The organism is Cellulomonas sp. P24, assembly GCF_024704385.1.
Classification (GTDB): Bacteria; Actinomycetota; Actinomycetes; order Actinomycetales; family Cellulomonadaceae; genus JAJDFX01.
This window is the reverse complement of record NZ_JAJDFX010000002.1, coordinates 1,979,146-1,996,301: the sequence shown is the minus strand read 5'-3', so window position 1 is coordinate 1,996,301 and position 17,156 is coordinate 1,979,146. Positions and strand designations below refer to the sequence as shown.

Sequence of the window (17,156 nt, the reverse complement as noted above, 5' to 3'; positions counted from 1 at the left end):
AAGGACAGACCATGAAGCTCAAGAAGCCCATCGCCTCCTTGGTGAGTGCGCTGCTCTTGTCGTTCGGCATGGTCGCCATGGCCACGTCGACGGCATCGGCGCACGACAACGTCGTTTCCGGCGTCGGCACATGCCAGCAGGACGGCACGTACACCGTGACCTGGACGGTCAAGAACGACTACAACAGGACCGAGACGGTCAGCAAGGTCACCAGCGCGGGTGGAGGCACGCTCGCCGGCCTGCCGACAACCATCGGAGCGAGCTCGCACTACCCGAGCACGTACGAGTCCGCGACCGTCACGCAGTCGGGTGTTCCCGGCACGGCGACCTCTGCGTACCTGAAGGTCAAGGGCAAGTGGTCGGACGGGTACTCGCGAACGAGCGAGGCGCGCGTCGTCCTTGCCGGCAACTGCGGAACCCAGCCGAAGGCGCTCAGCGGCACCGTGACGGGCACTGACACTCCGGTCTGCGCCACGCCACCGAACGGCACGGCCACCGAGGTTTCGTGGAAGCAGGCCTGGACGCAGGCATATGTCTGGGACGCAAGCAAGACCACGTGGGTGCTCGGCGAGAAGGTGTACGGCGCGAAGGTCGTGACCAGCACCACGACGGTCGATCTCGAGTCGTGCATGCCCAGCAAGCCCGCGCCCAAGACCGGCACGGAGACCCGAACCGACGCTGTGGTGTGCGCCAGCCCGCTTGACGGCACCGGCATGGTCGCCACCGAGTCGCGGTCCTGGACCCAGGCGTACACCTGGGACGCCGGATCACACAGCTATGTGCTGGGAAACAAGGTGTACGGGAGCTGGACCGTCACCAAGACGAGTGTCGTCACTGACGCCACGTGCGCCGTCGCGGTGACGGCCGTGTTCCCGGAGCCGGTTCCTCCGACGTGCACGAGCGACGGGTCGCTCCCGGGCCTGCCGACGAACCAGGCCGGCATCACGTTCAGCTGGGACGCGAGCAACCCGTTGACGATGGTGGCGACGGCCGACAAGGGCTACGTCCTGACGGGTGCGACGTCGCGGACCTACAGCAAGCCGGGTGCCGCGACGGGTGACTGCTACGTCACGCCGGCCCCCGTGACGGTGGCTCCTCAGACATGTCAGGTGGGCGACGGCGGTGTGGCTGACTTCACTGGTGGGTCGATCACGCTTCCGACGACCGCCGGGGTCACCTACGCGATCACGACCGCCGGCGGGAAGCCCGTGACGGTCACTGGCGGCACGGCCACGGGTCTTGCCCCGGGTGACTACGTCGTGACTGCGACGCCTGCTCAGGGCGAGATCCTGACGACCGGTGAGAAGAGCGACTGGGTACTCGGTGAGGCGACGGCGACCACCACGGTGACTGTCGTTGCGGCATCGGACTGCGCCATCGTGCAGCCGGACCCGAAGGTGACGTCGACCGCGTGGGTCGACGGGACGTGGGCCTGTGGCGACACGACGGTGAAGCAGACGCGTGAGGTCACCACGACGCCGTACGTGTGGAGCAATGGCGGGTGGGTCCTCGACGCCACGAGCGCGTCGACGGTGACCGAGGCGCAGACGCGTGACCTGCTGGCCAGCGAGCAGACCGTGTGCCCCGTCTCGCAGGTGCTGGCGGCGCCGCCGAACACGGTGGTGACGATCGTTCCCCCGACGTGCACGGCGGACGGGTCGGCGACGTTGGCCGACGGTGTGGGGTACACGTGGGACAAGACGTCGTTCGGTCCGGGTACGTGGACCGCGACGGCGACCGTGACCGACGGGTACGCGTTCGACCACGGCACCACGGCTCAGGTGACGTTCACGGTGGCTCCGAAGCTGACGGGCAGCGCGTGCACCTTCAGCGAGGTCCTGGCGGCACCGCCGAACGCGTCGGTCCCGACCGCCTCGTCCGGGGTCCTCGCCTTCACCGGCGCGACCCCGCTGCCCCTGGCGATCGTCGCGATGGTCCTGCTGGGTGCTGGCGCGCTGCTCCAGCCCCGGGTCCGGAAGGCGATCTTCGCCCGCCACTGACCCAGAGGTGATCTGACCGCTGCCCCCTGCTGCCTTCACCGGCGGCAGGGGGCAGCGGTGCGTTCGGGGTGCGTGAAGAATCTGGTGATCGCCGAAGCCGCGCGTCACCTCCGCTGGGACGCCGCGATCGGGCCCCTCCTACACTCGAGGCCTCCTCTGAGCCTGAGTCCCGCCAGGGCGCCTGACGGTCGCACCACGCGCCGCGCCTGTTGCCTGTGTGACGGACGGTGCCTGAGTGACACCTCAGAGGTCACTCGAGTCACTCTCACCACAGACGCGGCGCGGAGCGCGGAGCGCGGAGTGCGGAGTGCGGAGTGCGGGTCATGCGGGAAGCCCAGCGGCCGGCACGATGTGGCTGATCAGATAGGCGGGTTCGGCGCGGCGGTCGTTGATGACGGCGATGGTGACGTGTGCGGGCACGACACTGCCGTCCAGGTGGAGGTAGCGCCTGACGACGTCGTGCGCGGACGCGCGGCCGGTGCGCAGCAGGTCGAGGTCGGCCTCCTGCGCGGGTCGGTCGTCGGGGTGCGTGAGGTCGGCGGCTGCGACGGCGACCAGGTCGCGCGGGCGGCGGCCGAGCATGGTGGCGAAGGCGTCGTTGACGCGCAGGAGCCTCCCGTCGAGACCGGTGAGGGCCATCCCGGTGGGGGAGTCGTCGAAGGCGTGCCGGAACTTCGTCTCCGCGTCGGTCAACGCGTCCTGGGTCTGGATGGTCAGGGTGATGTCGCGGCTGAAGAACAGCACCTCGATGACGGCGCCGGCGTCGTCCCGCAGCGACTGGGCGCGGGTGTCCAGCCAGCGGTAGCTGCCGTCGCGGTGGCGGACCTGGTGCGTGGACCGCCCATCGGTGTGCAGGGCCGGGATCGTCTCCCCGCGGTCGATCCTCGCGAGGGTGTCCGGGTGGAGGTAGTCGACCACGGAGGTCCCGAGGAGGTCCTGCGGGCGCCAGCCGAGGATGGCCGCGCAGGTCGACGAGGTGTAGGTGATGGTCCGGTCACCCGACGTGACGACGACGAGCTCGTCGGCGGCACCGAGCGGGACGGGCGGTGGGAGCGTCGGGTCCACGAGGGGAACTGCAGGCGGCAGCGCGAGCGACCGGGTGAGGCGCTCGGACGCCGGCTCCGGCATGCCGAAGTACCAGCCCTGCGCGGAGTCGCAGCCCATGGAGAGCAGCTGGCTGGCCTGGTCGGCGGACTCGACACCCTCGGCGCAGACCTCGAGCCCCAACGTGTGCGCGGTGTCGATGACGAGGCGCACCAGGACGGCGTCCTGCGAGCTGCGGGCGACCCGCTCGACGAAGGACCGGTCGATCTTCACGACGTCCAGGGGGAGCGAGCGCAGCATCGTCAGGGACGAGTGACCGGTGCCGAAGTCGTCCAGCGCGACCTGCACACCGAGCTGCCGGAGCTGGTCGAGCACCCGCACGGTGTCCGCGACGTCGGTGATCTCCGCGGTCTCGGTGATCTCGAGGCACAACCGGTGGGCAGGCAGACCTGCGCCGGTCAGTGCGGCCACGACGACGTCGAAGAACCCCGGCTGGGCGATCTGCACGGGGGACACGTTCACCGCGACGCTCAGGTCCTGCGCCGCACCGGCGGCCCACCGTGCGCCCTGCAGGCACGCGGTGGACAGCACCCACGCGCCGAGGTCGATGATCAGGCCGGTCTCCTCGGCGAGCGGGATGAACCGGTCCGGGGGCACGTTGCCCAGCTCCGGGTCGTGCCAGCGGGCCAGCGCCTCGACCCCGAACACCTGGCCGGACGGGAGCTGGACGAGCGGCTGGTAGTGCAGGGACAGGGTGCGGTTCGCGATGGCCTCGCGGAGCCGGCGCTCGAGCTGCCGTCGGACCTGCGTCGCCGGGGCGGTGTCGCGCCCGGCGCCCATCGTCGGGTCGTAGTTCGACGTCCGTCCGCGCCCGTGCTCCTTCGCGCGGTACATCGCGAGGTCGGCATGCTTGAGCAGCACGTCCAGCGACGACACCCGGCCCGTGGGGTGCGAGCGGTCGGCGTGCGCGACCCCGACGCTCGCCCCGATCGTCACGAGGTGCTCGGCGACGACGCCCGACGCGTCGGTCACGGTCACCGTGAACGGGGCCGCCGCCTCGAGGACCAGGCGCTCCGCGAGGGCGAGGGTCTGCGCAGGGCTCAGCGGAGCCGCGGTCAGGACGGCGAACTCGTCCCCGCCCAGCCGGGCCACGACGTCGTGGCTGCGGCAGGACGAGCGGAGACGATCGGCGAACTGCGCGAGGACCTGGTCGCCGGCCCCGTGCCCCAGCTCGTCGTTGACGTCCTTGAACCGGTCGAGGTCGATGAACAGCACCGCCGACCAGTCGCCGTCGGCGGACTGGTGGAACTGCTCCATCAGGTAGAGCCGGTTCGGGAGGTGCGTCAACGGGTCGTGCAGGGACTGGTAGGCGTAGTCGTGCGCGAGGCGCTCGAAGATGGTCGAGACGTGCGCGACGCCGAGCCCTCCGTCGGGCTGGCGCACGACCACCGCGTTCGCGACGGTTCCCGGGCTGCGGCGCGCGAGCACCGCGGCGCCTGCGGCGGCGATGGGGGCGTCGTGGGGCATCACGAGGGTGTCCTCGGTGACCATCTCCACGACCGCGCGACGCGAGTGCAGCAACCGCCCGTAGCCCAGGCGCCCGGTGAGCGCGGCCTCGAACGCCGACCGGTCGACGAGCACCGGGCCGTCCGCGGTCGTCAGCACCACGCAGCGCAACGACCCGTCGTGGCGGAACAGCTCGTCGACCTCGGTCGTGCGGCTGTCGCCGGGGACGAGGACGGCCGGGACCGCGAGGTCACCCAGGGCACCGACGGTCGAGTCGCCGGGTGGCGCACCGTCCCACGTCGCCGTGTCCGCGGGGTCGTTCGCGACCCATGGCCGGTTCCGTCGCGCGATGTCGAGTGTCACGCCGTCCCCGTCGGCGCGCCGGGCCGCGTCGTGAGGGAGACCGAGATGAACACCAGGTGACAAGCTCGGACACCCCGACCCCGAGAACGAGCAGCCCGTCAGCGCCCCCGCCCGGCGCCCGGTCACTGCGGCCGACGGGGGCGTGCCGCCCCGACATTTGTTCGCGGTGTGATACTAAAGGTCGCGTACCTGACCCGAGGTCGCCACGAGAGGGGGCGTCGTGCCGAAGCGTGAGCGCAGCACTGCGACCACCAGCACGCTGGCGCGGGTCAACCAGACGGCGATCATCGAGGCGTTGCGCAGCCAGGGGGCCCTCTCGCGGCAGCAGCTCGGGGAGCTGACCGGTCTGAGCCCGGCCACGATCAACCGTCTGACGGCTGCGTTGATCGACGAGGGTGCGGTGGTGCAGGCGGGCCAGGTGCCGTCCACGGGCGGGCGGCCCGCAGTCCTGCTCCGCTACGCGGGCGGCTCGCGCGTCGTGGCCGCGATCCAGGTGCGTGCGGACCGGGCCAGCGGGATCCTCGTCGACTTCGACGGCACGATCGTCGTGCGTCGGGAGGTCGACTTCGGTCCGCGACTGTCCCGCCAGGACGCCGGGGGAGCGGATGCCGCGGAGCGTGACCGGGACCGGAACGCGCGGCTGGAGAAGACCCTCGAGCTGCTCGACGAGCTGCTCGCGACCGCGGTCACGATGGGGACGCCGTGCCTGGCCGCTGGTGTGGCGGTGCCCGGTGTGGTGCAGCACCCGGACGGTCGGGTGAGCAGGATGCCGGAGCTCGACTGGTCCGACCTGCCCCTCGGGCAGCTCCTGCGGGAGCGCACGACCATCCCGATCGTCGTCGAGAACGACGCGAACGCGCTCGCGTTCGGCGAGTTCCATCGCGGCGCGGGCCGGGGGGTCGACAGCCTGGTCGCGCTGGTGCTCGAGAACGGGCTCGGTGCCGGCATCATCACCAACGGTCAGCTGCACCGTGGCGCCCGTGCGGAGGCCGGCGAGATCGGCTACCTGCTGATGGACCGGTTCTCGTTGTCGCGCTCGTACTCGGACTTCGGCGACCTCGAGGACCGCGTCGGCTCGATCGCCCTGACCCGGCGTGCGCGCGAGTGCGGTCTGCCCGTCCCGGAGCGTGGAGTCACCGCGGAGTACGTCTTCACGCTGGCGAACGACGGCAACGCCACGGCGGCGGGGATCGCCGAGGAGATCCTCGACATGGTCGCGATCGCCGTCGGGGCGATGGTCGTGATCCTCGACCCGGAGCTGGTGGTCGTCGGCAGCAGCTTCGTCGGGAGCGCCGAGACCGTCATCCCGGCGATCCAGGAGCGCCTGTCGGGGCGGATCACCGGTGTGCCCCCGGTGGTCGCCGCGGTCCACCGCAAGGACGCCGTCCTGATCGGTGCGGCGGAGCTGGCCGCCGCCGAGGTGAACGGCTTCGCGTACTTCGCGTCGAACAGCGGCACCGGAGCTCCGGCGCAGGCAACGGCCTGACGGCCGCAGCTCCCGCGTCAGCTGCGGCGAGCCGAACCCTTGACACCCTCGTCGTGCCAGGACTAATGTCCCGATCACTTCTTCTCACTTCGACACGAAAGAAGTGGAACGGGTCACCTCGACCCGTCGCAGCACGGAGGGATCACCGGTGATCGCAGGAATCGACGTGGGCGGCACCAAGACCCACGTGCGGGTCGAGGAGGCCGGGGCCGTGGTGCTCGACACCTCGGTCCCCACCAGCACCTGGCAGCACGGCGGCCTGCTGGACGACGACGAGAACACCACCCGGCTCCTCGCCCTGCTCGACGGGATCGACGGCGCGGACGAGGCGCCGCTGGTCGTCGGCGCGCACGGCCTCGACAGCGAGCGGCAGGCGGACCAGTTCCGCCGGCTGCTCGCCGAGCGTCACCACGGACCGACCCAGGCGGTCAACGACGTCGAGCTCCTGGCACCCGCTGCCGGGTTCGGCGACGCGATCGCCGTCGTCGTCGGGACCGGCTCGAAGGTCGTCGCGCACACCGCCCTCGGCGAGCCGCTCTCCGCCGGCGGCTACGGGTTCCTGCTCAGCGACCCCGGAAGCGCCGCAGCGCTCGCCCGCGACGCGGTTCGCGCCGTCGTCGACGCCCGGGACACCGGCGCGCGACCCGACGAGCTCGGCCGGCTGCTCATGGCGCACTTCGGGGCCACCGACGAGGTCGCCCTCTGCTACGCGTTCACCGCCGACGCCACCCTCACGGCCTGGGCCGCCCTCGCGCCCCTCGTCTTCACCGCCGCCGACCGTGGCAGCGCCCTCGCGGTCGGCGTCGTCGAGGCCGCCGCGACGGAGCTCGCCACGGGGGTCGGCCAGGTCCACGCGCGCGGTGCCGTCGGCACGGACGTGGTCTGCGCCGGCGGCGTGATCGTCAACCAGCCGCGTCTGTTCGAGGCGCTCGTCCGCCACATCGACGAGCTCGGCCTCGGGCTCGCGGTGCACCTCATCGACGTCGCACCGGTCCTCGGTGCCGTCGCCCTCGCCCAGCGTCTTCCTGCCCACGCGTCAACCAAGTGATCAAGGAGCATCGGATGAACAAGACCTCCAGGCGGGCCCAGCGAGCGGGGCTCGGGCTCGTCGCCGCGACCGCGTTGGCGCTCACGGGCTGCAGCGTCACCGGAGCGACGACCTCGAGCACCAACAACGAGGGCGACGGCACCGGGACGATCAACGTCCTGCTGATGAAGCAGGCGGGGTACACCGAGAGCGACGTCGCCACGATGATCAAGCAGTTCGAGGCGGCGAACCCCAAGATCACGGTCAAGCCGACCTTCGTCTCCTACGAGGCCCTCCACGACAAGATCGTGACCTCGGCACCGGCGGGCACGTACGACGTCGTCCACCTCGACGTCATCTGGCCGGCGGAGTTCGCGTCGAAGGGCCTGATCACCGACGTCACGAGCCGTTTCCCGAGCAGCTGGAAGACGGAGATGCTCGGCGGCGCCCTGAGCTCCGCCGAGTACCAGGGCAAGTACTACGGCGTGCCGTGGGGCCCGTCGACGAAGCTGTTCTTCTACAACAAGGACATGGTCGCGAAGGTCGGGGCGACCGCCGACGACCTCAAGACCTGGGACGGCGTCCTCGCCGTCGCCAAGAAGATCAAGGACGCCGGGCTCGTGCAGTACCCGCTCGCGTGGTCCTGGTCGCAGGCCGAGGCCCTGATCTGCGACTACGCCCAGCTGCTCGGTGCCTTCGGCGGCTCCTTCACCGACTCCAGCGGCAAGCTCGCGGTCAACAGCGGGGCGGGCGTCGAGGCGCTCACCTGGATGAAGAAGACGATCGACGACGGACTGACCGACCCGGCGTCCCTCACGTTCCTCGAGGACGACACCGACAAGTCGATGGCCGCCGGGAAGACTGCGATGGAGATCAACTGGGAGTCGACGTTCCGCGACCTGAGCGACCCGTCGATCTCGAAGATCGTCGGCCAGGCAGCGGTCCTGCCCACCCCGGCCGGACCGAACGGTGACCACCCCGGTGTCAACGGCTCGATGGCGCTCGCGATCGGTGCCAAGTCGACGCACCAGGCCGCCGCGTGGAAGTTCATCGAGTACGTCACGAGCGAGGCCGTGCAGGAGCAGTTCGTCACGAGCAACATGCCGGACTGGAGGGCCAGCTACACCAAGCCGGACCTCACCAAGAACAACCCGGAGGTCTTCGCCGCAGCCGGTCCCGCCTACGACTCGATGATCCTGCGGCCGCCGGTAGCGAACTACAACTCCGTGTCGCAGATCCTCCAGGTCGAGATCCAGAACGCCCTGCTCGGCAAGAAGACGCCGCAGCAGGCGATGGACGACGCGGTCAAGGCCGCGAACGGTCAGGGCTGACCCCATGACGGTTGCCAGCGCGAAGTCGTCGACGACCGCTCCACCACCAGGAGCGCGTGCGCCGAAGAGGAAGCGGGAGAGCCAGGAACGGCTCGCCTTCTGGCTGCTGCTCCCCGCAGCCGTCGCCGTCTTCGGCGTGATCATCTACCCGGTCATCCGGACGCTGATCATCTCGTTCTTCGACGTCAACTCCGCGCTGGCAACCGTCACCCCGTTCGTCGGGCTGCAGAACTACACGCGCACCCTGACGAACCCCGCGTTCTGGTCGCCGATGGGCCGGACGCTGTACTTCACGATCGTCTCGACCGCCCTCGAGCTCGGGTTCGGGCTGATCGTCGCCGGTCTCCTCAACGCGAAGCTCAGGGCCCGCTGGCTGTTCCGGGCGGTCGTGGTCATCCCCTGGGCCATCCCGACGATCGTCAACGCAGCCATGTGGAAGGGCATCCTCAGCGCGCAGTACGGCGCGCTCAACGCCCTGCTCACCCAGCTCGGCGTGATCCACGAGTACCAGGCCTGGCTCGGCGACCCGATGACCGCGCTCAACATGGTGATCCTCGCGGACGTGTGGAAGACGACGCCCCTCGTCGCGTTCTTCCTCCTCGCGGGCCTCAACTCGATCCCGGCCGAGCTGTACGACGCGGCGAAGATCGACCGTGCGGGCTGGCCGCGGATCTTCCGTTCGATCGTGCTGCCGATGCTCGTGCCGTCGATCTCGATCGTCCTCGTGCTGCGCACGATCGAGGCGTTCAAGGTGTTCGACATCATCTACGCGATGACCCGGGGCGGGCCCGTCAACGGCACCCAGACGATCGCCTACTACGCGTACGTGACGGCGTTCTCGGACCAGAACTTCGGGCTCGGCTCGGCGCTCTCGTTCCTCATCGTGCTGGTCATCCTCGTGCTCACGACCGTCTACCTCAGACTGCTGCGCCGATCGGAGATGAGCCTGCTGTGAAGAGACAGACCCGTTACGCGGTCCTCGTGCACGTCGGCGCGGCGATCGTCTCGATCCTGATCCTCGCGCCGTTCGCCTGGATGGTCATCGCGAGCGTCTCGCCGCAGCGGATGCTCATCAGCACCCCGCTCCGGTGGATCCCGGACCACCTCTACCTCGACCGGTACGCGCAGATCTTCAGCAGCGAGCCGGGAAGCGTCGGCGAGAGCTTCCGTGCCGCCCTGGTGAACTCGACGGTGGTCGCGGTCGGGACCGTCGCGATCTCGATGGTCGTCGGGATCCTCGGCGCGTACGCGTTCGCGCGGCTGCGCTTCCGGTTCCGACGCTCCGTCCTCGGGCTGTTCCTCGTGACGTACATGCTGCCGCAGGTCGCGCTGCTGATCCCGCTCTACCTGATCCTCAACTCCCTCGGGCTGCTCGACACCAAGGTCGGGCTGATCCTCGTCGACTGCGCCCTGGTCATCCCGTTCGTGCTCTGGATCCTCAGCAACTACTTCCTGACGATCCCCGTGGAGCTCGAGGAGGCGGCGCGGATCGACGGCACGAGCCGGCTCGGTGCGCTGTTCTGGGTGATCCTGCCGGCGGCCCGTCCCGGGATCTTTGCCGCGATCATGTTCGCGTTCCTGCTGGCCTGGGACGAGTTCATGTACGCGCTGATCTTCACGTCGTCGAGTGCCGCGAAGACGTTGCCCGTCGTGATCTCCGAGTTCGCCGGCCGGTACACGACCGACTTCGGGCTCGTCGCCGCCGGAGGGATCCTCGCCGCGCTGCCGCCGATCATCGTGGCCGTCGCATTCCAGCGGTACGTCGTCAGCGGCATGGCCGCCGGTGGGGTCAAGGGCTGACCCCGACCCTCGCCGAGAGCACGTCCACACCGATCCACGGAGGAAAGATGTCCCTGAAGACCCCGTTCGTCGACGCGATGCGCGCGCAGCCGGACAACCTGGCGCTCGCCCGCACGACCGTGGGACGGAGCCTCGACACCGCGGTGCTCGCACCCTGGGAGCCGGGGGAGACCGTCGGGGTCGTCGCGATGGGTGCGTCGAGCCACTCGGGGCACGCACTCGTCGCCGTGCTCGCGGGCGCGGGGGTGCGTGCCGTCAACCTCGTGGCATCCGACCTGTCCGCCGGCGCACCGGGGTTCCAGCCTGCCGACCACTACGTGATCGTGTCGGAGTCGGGCCGGAGCCCCGAGCCGATCGCGGCCGGCCGGGGCCTCACCGTCGGTCGGCGGATCGGGATCAGCAACTTCCCGGCGGCGCCGCTGGCCGAGGTCGTGGACGTCGCCCTCGACCTGGGCGGCTTCGACGACTCGCCGGTCTACACGTCGGGCTACACCGCGACCCTGCTCGCCTACGCGCTGCTGCTCGACCGGCTCGGCGTCGTCCCTGCCGGCCCCGAGGTCGCAGCAGTCCCGGACACCGTCGCGGCGGCGCTCGCGGAGTACGACGACGTGGCACGTCGGATCGCCGCGGACGTGGCCGGCGCCACGTCGATCGACGTCGTCGGGCGGGGCACGTCCTACGCGTCCGCCACCGAGGCTGCGCTGATGTTCCGCGAGGGGTTGCGGGTGCCCGCGGCGGGGTTCGAGACGTTCCAGTACCTGCACGGGCCGATGGAGCCCCTCGACGACCACGCCGTGCTGATCGTCTTCGGCGACGGGCGGGAGCTCACCGTGCCCGACTCGGCGCTGACGTCGGGCGCGCACGTCGTCCTGGTGACGACCGCACCCGAGGCGGCGATCCCGTCGGCCGGTCACCCGCGCCTGACGATCGTGCCGCTCGCGCCCGGACTCGGCGGACTCGTGCGGCCGATCGTCGAGATCGTGATCATGCAGCTGGTCATGGCCCACGCGAGCGAGACCCGGGACTTCACGCTCGAGGAATTCCTGTTCACGCAGACCGACACGAAGCTCGACGAGCAGCCGACCGAGGTCCTCGAGCCCGCGACCCCGCAGGCCTGACCGCCCGCCGGTGGTGACCGCCGCGCGCTGGCGCTCGACGCGCTCCGCACGCAGGCCGCCAACGCGCCCCGCGCCGCACGAGTGATGGGTGTGACTGCCGGGGCGGGAGTGGCGGCTCAGGTGTCACACCAGTCACGTGAGTCACTCGTGCGGCGCGGAGCGCGGGAGTGGCGGCTCTGGTGTCGCACGAGCCACTCCAGTCACGCCTGCGGCGCGTGGCGCGGGCGCTCGGGTGCGGGATGGGCGCCCCGGGGTTGGGTGGAGGCGGGTGCGGGAGGGCGCGGTGTCGCCCGGGAGGCGGATGGCCGGGTGTCGTGCCTGGACATAGGCTCGGCTCGGAGCGGCGTTCCGCGCGGTCGTGGGAGTCTCCGCCCTCGACCTCGCTGCGGGGCGTCAGCGCCCCGTGGCCCTATCGGCGGACCGTCACGGGTTCGCCACGACACCGGGAGGAACGGCCATGCCGGTCGGTGCCTACATGTCCAAAGAGGTCATGACCGCGGCGATCTCCGCCCTGGACCAGGCCTTGTACATGCACGAGCAGTGGTGCAACGGGGTCTACTGCTCGCTCATCTGCCGGCTGCCGCCCGACGAGCGCGACCTCGCCGACGTGCCGCACCGGCGGTGCCCGTTCGGGCAGTGGTACTACGCACAGCAGGACACCCCGCTCGGCCAGCACCCGGGGTTCGTCGCGGTGGCGACCGAGCACGAGCAGCTTCACCGCATCGGCGCCCACCTGCTCGCGATGTCGCACGCCGGTGAGTCGATCTCCGTGCGCGACTACGACAGCTTCGTCAACTCGATGACCCGCCTGCGTGCGGAGGTGGCCGGCCTCCGGCACGAGCTCGAGGACGGCGTCACCAACCGTGACCCCCTGACGGGCGCGGCCAGCCGCATCGGGATGCTGACGAAGCTGCGCCTGCAGCAGCAGATGGTCAAGCGCGAGCTCCAGGCCTGCACGATCGCGATGATGGACCTCGACCTGTTCAAGACCGTCAACGACACCTACGGCCACCAGGCCGGCGACATCGTCCTGGTCGAGACCGTCCGCTACGTCCTCACGCACCTGCGTCCGTACGACGAGTTCTTCCGCTACGGCGGCGAGGAGTTCCTAGTGTGCGTCCCAGGGATGAACGCACAGGCAGGGCTCGAGGCGATCGAGCGGATCCGGGAGGGGCTGTCGACGCTGGTGATCGACGTGGGCGGGGGCCACACGGTGCAGGTGACGGCATCGTTCGGGATGACGCTGCTCGACGCGGACGTCCCGGTCGAGGAGTCGATCAACCGCGCGGACCAGGCCCTGTACCGGGCCAAGGGCGCGGGCCGCAACCAGACTCAGGTCTGGGACCCGTCGATGTCCTGACCTGCTCGATGTCCTGACCTGCTCGATGTCCTGACCTGCTCGATGTCCTGACCCGCTCGATGTCCTGACCCGCTCGACGTCATGACCCGCTCGACGTCATGACCTGCTCGTTGTCATGACCCGCTCGTCGGGCGGCCGCCCGTGCTCCGAGCAACTGTTGGTACTGTCACCGTCGCGGGGCGGGGTCCCGTGTGCCTGGGCTCGGCCCGGCGCGCCATCAGCGACGACCTGTGACGAGGACTCCTGGGATGAACTTCTTCCATGCACTGCTGCTGGGCATCGTCGAAGGGGTCACCGAGTTCCTGCCGGTGTCGAGCACGGGGCATCTGACGATCGTCGAGAAGCTCCTCGGCCTGGATGTGGCGGACGCCGGCGTCACGGCCTTCACGGCGATCATCCAGGTCGGGGCGATCATCGCCGTGATCATCTTCTTCCGCGGTGACATCGGGCGGCTGGTCGTCGCGTGGGTCCGCGGTCTGAGGACGCCGTCCGAGCGAAGCCACCCGGACTACCGGATGGCCTGGTACGTGATCATCGGCTCGATCCCGATCGGGATCGTCGGGTACCTCGGCAAGGACCTCGTCACGGGGGGCCTGCGGAACCTGTGGGTCGTGGTCGTCTCGCTGGTCGGCTGGAGCGTCGTGATGTGGGCGGCCGAGAAGGTCGGCCGGCAGAACCGGCCGGAGTCCGCGACCAACCTCAAGGACGTCCTGGTGATCGGCTTCATGCAGTGCATCGCGCTGATCCCCGGCGTCTCGCGCTCGGGCACGACGATCAGCGCGGGCCTGTTCCGCAACCTCGACCGCGTCGCCGCGACCCGGCTGTCGTTCTTCCTGTCGATCCCCGCGCTGGTCGCCGCCGGGGCCTACGAGGGTCTCACGCAGGCGAGCGCCATCAGCGCCTCGGTCGGCTGGGCGCCGACGATCCTGGCCACGCTCGTCAGCCTCGTCGTCGCCTACGCGTCGATCGCGTGGCTGCTGCGGCTCGTCGCGCACCACAGCCTCGTCGTCTTCATCAGCTACCGCGTCGGTCTCGCCGCCGTGGTCGCCGTGCTGCTGCTGACGAAGGTCATCAGCGCGGTGTAGCACCCGTGCCACGGCGGGCCGACGCCTCGGCGAGCGCCTGCCGGGCCGCGCCCTCCCACGCGCCGCCGGTGTCCACCACGAAGCAGAACTCGTTGTCCTCGGGGTCGGCCATCACGACGTAGCCGTCGCCGTCGGCGTCGAGCTCACCGGAACCGAGCTCGCGCGCGCCGAGGCCGACGGCCTTCGCGATCGCCGACGCGGCATCCGGCACCGCGACGTCGAGGTGCAGGCGGTTCTTCGGGGAGGACTTCGGCTCCGGCACGCGCTGGAACGCGAGCAGGACCGGGTCGGCGCCCACCATGGCCCAGTCGGGGTCGCGCACGGCCCACGGCGCCTCAAGGAGCGTCCCCCAGAACTCGGCGAGCGCCTCGGGGTCGGCGCAGTCGACGACGATCTCCTGGATCCGTGGCTTCATGACGCCGACGCTAGCGGGCGCCCCCGACATGCGGCGCGAGCTCGCCGACGGGCACAGGAGCGTCGATCACGTTGCCGGCGGCAGGCAGCGGGCACGTCCACGCCGGGTCGTACGCGCACGACGGGTTGTACGCGAAGTTGAGGTCCACGACGAGCGTCCGCCCACGCGTCGTGCCCAGGTCGGCGCCCTTCACGGTGTCGAGGACGTACCGGCCACCGCCGTAGGTGCGCGTGCCGGCGAGCGCGTCCTTGACGGGCAGGAACACCCCGCCACCGTACGAGCGGAGCGACCACACGTCGAGGGTGCCGAGACCTTCCAACGTGACCCGGCCGACCCGCGCGAACGGGATCGCGCCATCGGGCCCGGCCGGGTCGACGAGCGGACCGCCGTCGGCCGCCGGCCCTGCGTCCGCGGGCGTCGCAACCGCGGCCCCGGCACGCCCCGCGGTTCCATCAGGCCCCGCGGCCCCGTCAGGCCCCGCGGTGCCGACGGCCCCGATCACCGACGCGAGCTCGCCCGCCCCGTCGACCGTCACCACGCGGACAGGGTGGGGCGCGACAGGTCGACCCCGGCGTCGTCCACCCGTCGTCCCCCCGACGGGTGCCGGTCCGATCTCGACCTCGAAGCGGTAGGCCGGGTCGTAGGGCGCGACGGGGAGCCCGGTGAACGTGCGGCGCGCCGCGACGGGCAGCGGGCTGGCCGGGTGACCGCCGACGAGGTCGTCCCGCACGGCACACCAGTGCGCGTGCGCGGCCGCCGGGTCGGCGCCGGCGAGCTCGCGCACCTGCTGGTACAGCGCGAAGACGCGACGCCGCCAGTCGACGACGTCGAGCAGCTCGACCGTCACGGCCTCGCGGCCGGGGCCATCCGATGCACGTCGGCGTCGGTCTCGACCACGGTGCGGGTCCGCCGGACCGCCTGGACGAGCATCGTCAGGGTCATGGCGAGCAGCACGACGAGAGAGAGGTTGCGCCACACGAGGATCGTCGTGATGACCGGGTTGCCGTTCAGCATGTGGGAGTACTGCCACGGGTACACGATCTGGGTCGCGACGCCGATGGCGAGCGTCAGCCAGCCGAGGCGGAACCACGGACCCGGCGCCCGGGTGGCGATCGCGACGGCGATGGCCGGGGCGATCCACGTCATGTACTGGGGCGACCCGACCTTGTCCGTCACGATCAGCGTCACCGCGAGGGCCAGCGCACCCGGGAGCAGCACGTCCACCCCGCGGCGACGGGCGACCAGGAGCAGCACCGCGACGGCGGCGACGACCAGCACGAGCACCGGGTTCAGGACCGAGGCGATCGCGGCCGTCCCCGGCCCGGTGATCTCGAACGTGATGATCTGCGGGTTGTACGCGATCGTGACCGCGCGGGTGAACAGCCCGGCGACGAGCCAGGGCGTCGCGGCGACCGCCTCCACCTGCAGGCCACGGGACCCCTGGTCGCCCAGGAAGCTCGCCAGGTACGGGAGCCCACCCACGGCGGCGGTCACGGCGACCACCACGGCGGTGACGGCCGCGGCGGGGACGACGACGTCACGCAGCGGGCGCTTCGTCGCTGCGGCGAGAGAGATCAACAGGGCCCCCGGTGCGACCTTGATCCACGCGCCGGCGGTCAGCAGCGCGCTCGCGACGCGCGGGTGGCGGAACGCGGCCAGCAGGGCGAGCACCATGAGCGGCGCGATGATGCTGTCGAGGCGACCGAGCGCGACGGGGCCGAGCGCGGCGACGAACGCGAGCCAGCCCCAGGCCCCGAGCTGACCGTCGAGACCCGCCGGGAGGTTGGCGTACCACTCGGGCCGACCGTCGAGCTCGGAGGTGTCGGCGGGAACGGCGTCCTGCCCGGTCGCGCGGTCGCGCGGGGAGGCGTTGCTGAGCGCCCGTACCGTGACGACGTCGAGCACGACGACGAGCGCCGACCACCCGAGCGCGTACGCGATCGGCGAGGTGATCGAGACGGCCGCCGGGATGAGGATCGGCAGCCACGCACCGACGGGGTACACCCAGGAGGCGTCGAGGCCGGGCCAGATGCCGAACAGGAGGCCGGACTCGGCCCAGCGCCGGTACAGGTCGACGTCCCCGAAGGTCGAGACCCGGATGAGGAACACCCCGACGTAGATGAGCCAGAGGTGGACGACGGCGAACGTCACCCAGAGCGCGGTGCGGGAGCGGATCAGGCGGGCCAACCGGTCACCCCACCTTCGGGAAGGACAGCGCCGGCACCGAGCTGCTCGTGTGCAGCACGGTGACGAAGGCGATGAACAGGACGACGACGGCGAGGAAGAGCACGAGCCCGATGTACCCCAGCCACAGCCCTGCCGTCGCCAGCCGGGCGCCGCTCTCCCCGGTGCGCGCGATCTGGTTGCGGGCCCGGTGGCCGGCGGTGACCGCGACGATCGACCCGACGAGGGGAAGGACGTTGAACCCGCAGATCCCCGCGACCAGGCTGACGATCGCGGCGACGTTCGTCGGCCGGGTGGAGTACGTCACGGAGCTCCCAGGAGGCGGGTAGCCGTTGCTGGGCTCGGTCACGCTCACCTCGCTCGGTCGGGCGCATCGATCGGGAAGACGACACGGCTGCAGGAATCATCCCACGGGAACATGTGAGTCCGCTGGGTCG

At 70.8% G+C, this 17,156-nt stretch carries 14 protein-coding genes; 9 read left to right on the top strand and 5 right to left on the bottom strand.

Annotated features, from left to right (window positions below; all coding sequences use genetic code 11):
* Positions 1-11: 11 nt before the first annotated feature.
* Positions 12-2,000, top strand: coding sequence for a hypothetical protein (locus LJB74_RS09350; protein WP_259308279.1), 1,989 nt, complete (start codon positions 12-14; stop codon positions 1,998-2,000).
* Positions 2,001-2,321: 321 nt separating this feature from the next.
* Here the strand turns inward: LJB74_RS09350 and LJB74_RS09345 are convergent, their stop codons facing one another.
* A complete protein-coding gene (locus tag LJB74_RS09345; RefSeq protein WP_259308278.1) occupies positions 2,322-4,913 on the bottom strand; it encodes an EAL domain-containing protein in 2,592 nt (863 codons plus the stop codon).
* 220 nt (positions 4,914-5,133) lie between these two features.
* Between LJB74_RS09345 and LJB74_RS09340 the strand changes: the two genes are divergently transcribed.
* From LJB74_RS09340 to LJB74_RS09305, 8 genes are all read left to right on the top strand, one after another.
* The gene (locus tag LJB74_RS09340; protein WP_259308277.1) at positions 5,134-6,399 is read left to right on the top strand and encodes an ROK family transcriptional regulator; all 1,266 of its coding nucleotides are present in this window, start codon (positions 5,134-5,136) and stop codon (positions 6,397-6,399) included.
* A gap of 148 nt (positions 6,400-6,547) precedes the next feature.
* Positions 6,548-7,447 carry a BadF/BadG/BcrA/BcrD ATPase family protein gene (locus LJB74_RS09335; RefSeq protein ID WP_259308276.1) on the top strand — a complete coding sequence of 300 codons (900 nt, stop codon included), beginning with the start codon at positions 6,548-6,550 and terminating at the stop codon, positions 7,445-7,447.
* 14 nt (positions 7,448-7,461) lie between these two features.
* On the top strand, positions 7,462-8,757 hold the full coding sequence (locus tag LJB74_RS09330) for an extracellular solute-binding protein (RefSeq protein ID WP_259308275.1): 1,296 nt from the start codon (positions 7,462-7,464) through the stop codon (positions 8,755-8,757).
* A 4-nt stretch (positions 8,758-8,761) separates the two neighbouring features.
* Positions 8,762-9,712, top strand: a complete 951-nt coding sequence (locus LJB74_RS09325) for a carbohydrate ABC transporter permease (RefSeq protein WP_259308274.1) — start codon at positions 8,762-8,764, stop codon at positions 9,710-9,712.
* The gene (locus LJB74_RS09320) at positions 9,709-10,557 is read left to right on the top strand and encodes a carbohydrate ABC transporter permease (protein ID WP_259308273.1); all 849 of its coding nucleotides are present in this window, start codon (positions 9,709-9,711) and stop codon (positions 10,555-10,557) included. The genes LJB74_RS09325 and LJB74_RS09320 overlap by 4 nt, the downstream gene beginning before the upstream one ends.
* A gap of 47 nt (positions 10,558-10,604) precedes the next feature.
* The gene (locus tag LJB74_RS09315; RefSeq protein ID WP_259308272.1) at positions 10,605-11,675 is read left to right on the top strand and encodes an SIS domain-containing protein; all 1,071 of its coding nucleotides are present in this window, start codon (positions 10,605-10,607) and stop codon (positions 11,673-11,675) included.
* A 457-nt stretch (positions 11,676-12,132) separates the two neighbouring features.
* The gene (locus LJB74_RS09310; protein WP_259308271.1) at positions 12,133-13,035 is read left to right on the top strand and encodes a diguanylate cyclase; all 903 of its coding nucleotides are present in this window, start codon (positions 12,133-12,135) and stop codon (positions 13,033-13,035) included.
* A 248-nt stretch (positions 13,036-13,283) separates the two neighbouring features.
* A complete protein-coding gene (locus tag LJB74_RS09305) occupies positions 13,284-14,120 on the top strand; it encodes an undecaprenyl-diphosphate phosphatase (protein WP_259308270.1) in 837 nt (278 codons plus the stop codon).
* On the opposite strand, the gene LJB74_RS09300 is transcribed toward LJB74_RS09305, so the two are convergent.
* From LJB74_RS09300 to LJB74_RS09285, 4 genes are read right to left on the bottom strand one after another with little or no spacing between them, the layout of a single operon-like run.
* Positions 14,107-14,535 carry a VOC family protein gene (locus LJB74_RS09300; RefSeq protein WP_259308269.1) on the bottom strand — a complete coding sequence of 143 codons (429 nt, stop codon included), beginning with the start codon at positions 14,533-14,535 and terminating at the stop codon, positions 14,107-14,109. The genes LJB74_RS09305 and LJB74_RS09300 overlap by 14 nt on opposite strands.
* 10 nt (positions 14,536-14,545) lie before the next feature.
* Positions 14,546-15,382 carry a DUF1684 domain-containing protein gene (locus LJB74_RS09295; RefSeq protein ID WP_259308268.1) on the bottom strand — a complete coding sequence of 279 codons (837 nt, stop codon included), beginning with the start codon at positions 15,380-15,382 and terminating at the stop codon, positions 14,546-14,548.
* Positions 15,379-16,722, bottom strand: a complete 1,344-nt coding sequence (locus tag LJB74_RS09290) for a glycosyltransferase 87 family protein (protein ID WP_259308267.1) — start codon at positions 16,720-16,722, stop codon at positions 15,379-15,381. The genes LJB74_RS09295 and LJB74_RS09290 overlap by 4 nt, the downstream gene beginning before the upstream one ends.
* Positions 16,723-16,726: 4 nt before the next feature.
* A complete protein-coding gene (locus tag LJB74_RS09285) occupies positions 16,727-17,068 on the bottom strand; it encodes a DUF4190 domain-containing protein (RefSeq protein WP_259308266.1) in 342 nt (113 codons plus the stop codon).
* Positions 17,069-17,156: the final 88 nt, after the last annotated feature.

Bases quoted from the DNA above. Each gene is read 5' to 3' on its own strand.
- LJB74_RS09350 (WP_259308279.1), top strand. From the start codon at position 12: ATGAAGCTCAAGAAGCCCATCGCCTCCTTGGTGAGTGCGCTGCTCTTG.
- LJB74_RS09330 (WP_259308275.1), top strand. From the start codon at position 7,462: ATGAACAAGACCTCCAGGCGGGCCCAGCGAGCGGGGCTCGGGCTCGTC.
- LJB74_RS09325 (WP_259308274.1), top strand. From the start codon at position 8,762: ATGACGGTTGCCAGCGCGAAGTCGTCGACGACCGCTCCACCACCAGGA.
- LJB74_RS09315 (WP_259308272.1), top strand. From the start codon at position 10,605: ATGTCCCTGAAGACCCCGTTCGTCGACGCGATGCGCGCGCAGCCGGAC.
- LJB74_RS09310 (WP_259308271.1), top strand. From the start codon at position 12,133: ATGCCGGTCGGTGCCTACATGTCCAAAGAGGTCATGACCGCGGCGATC.
- LJB74_RS09305 (WP_259308270.1), top strand. From the start codon at position 13,284: ATGAACTTCTTCCATGCACTGCTGCTGGGCATCGTCGAAGGGGTCACC.
- LJB74_RS09300 (WP_259308269.1), bottom strand. From the start codon at position 14,535: ATGAAGCCACGGATCCAGGAGATCGTCGTCGACTGCGCCGACCCCGAG.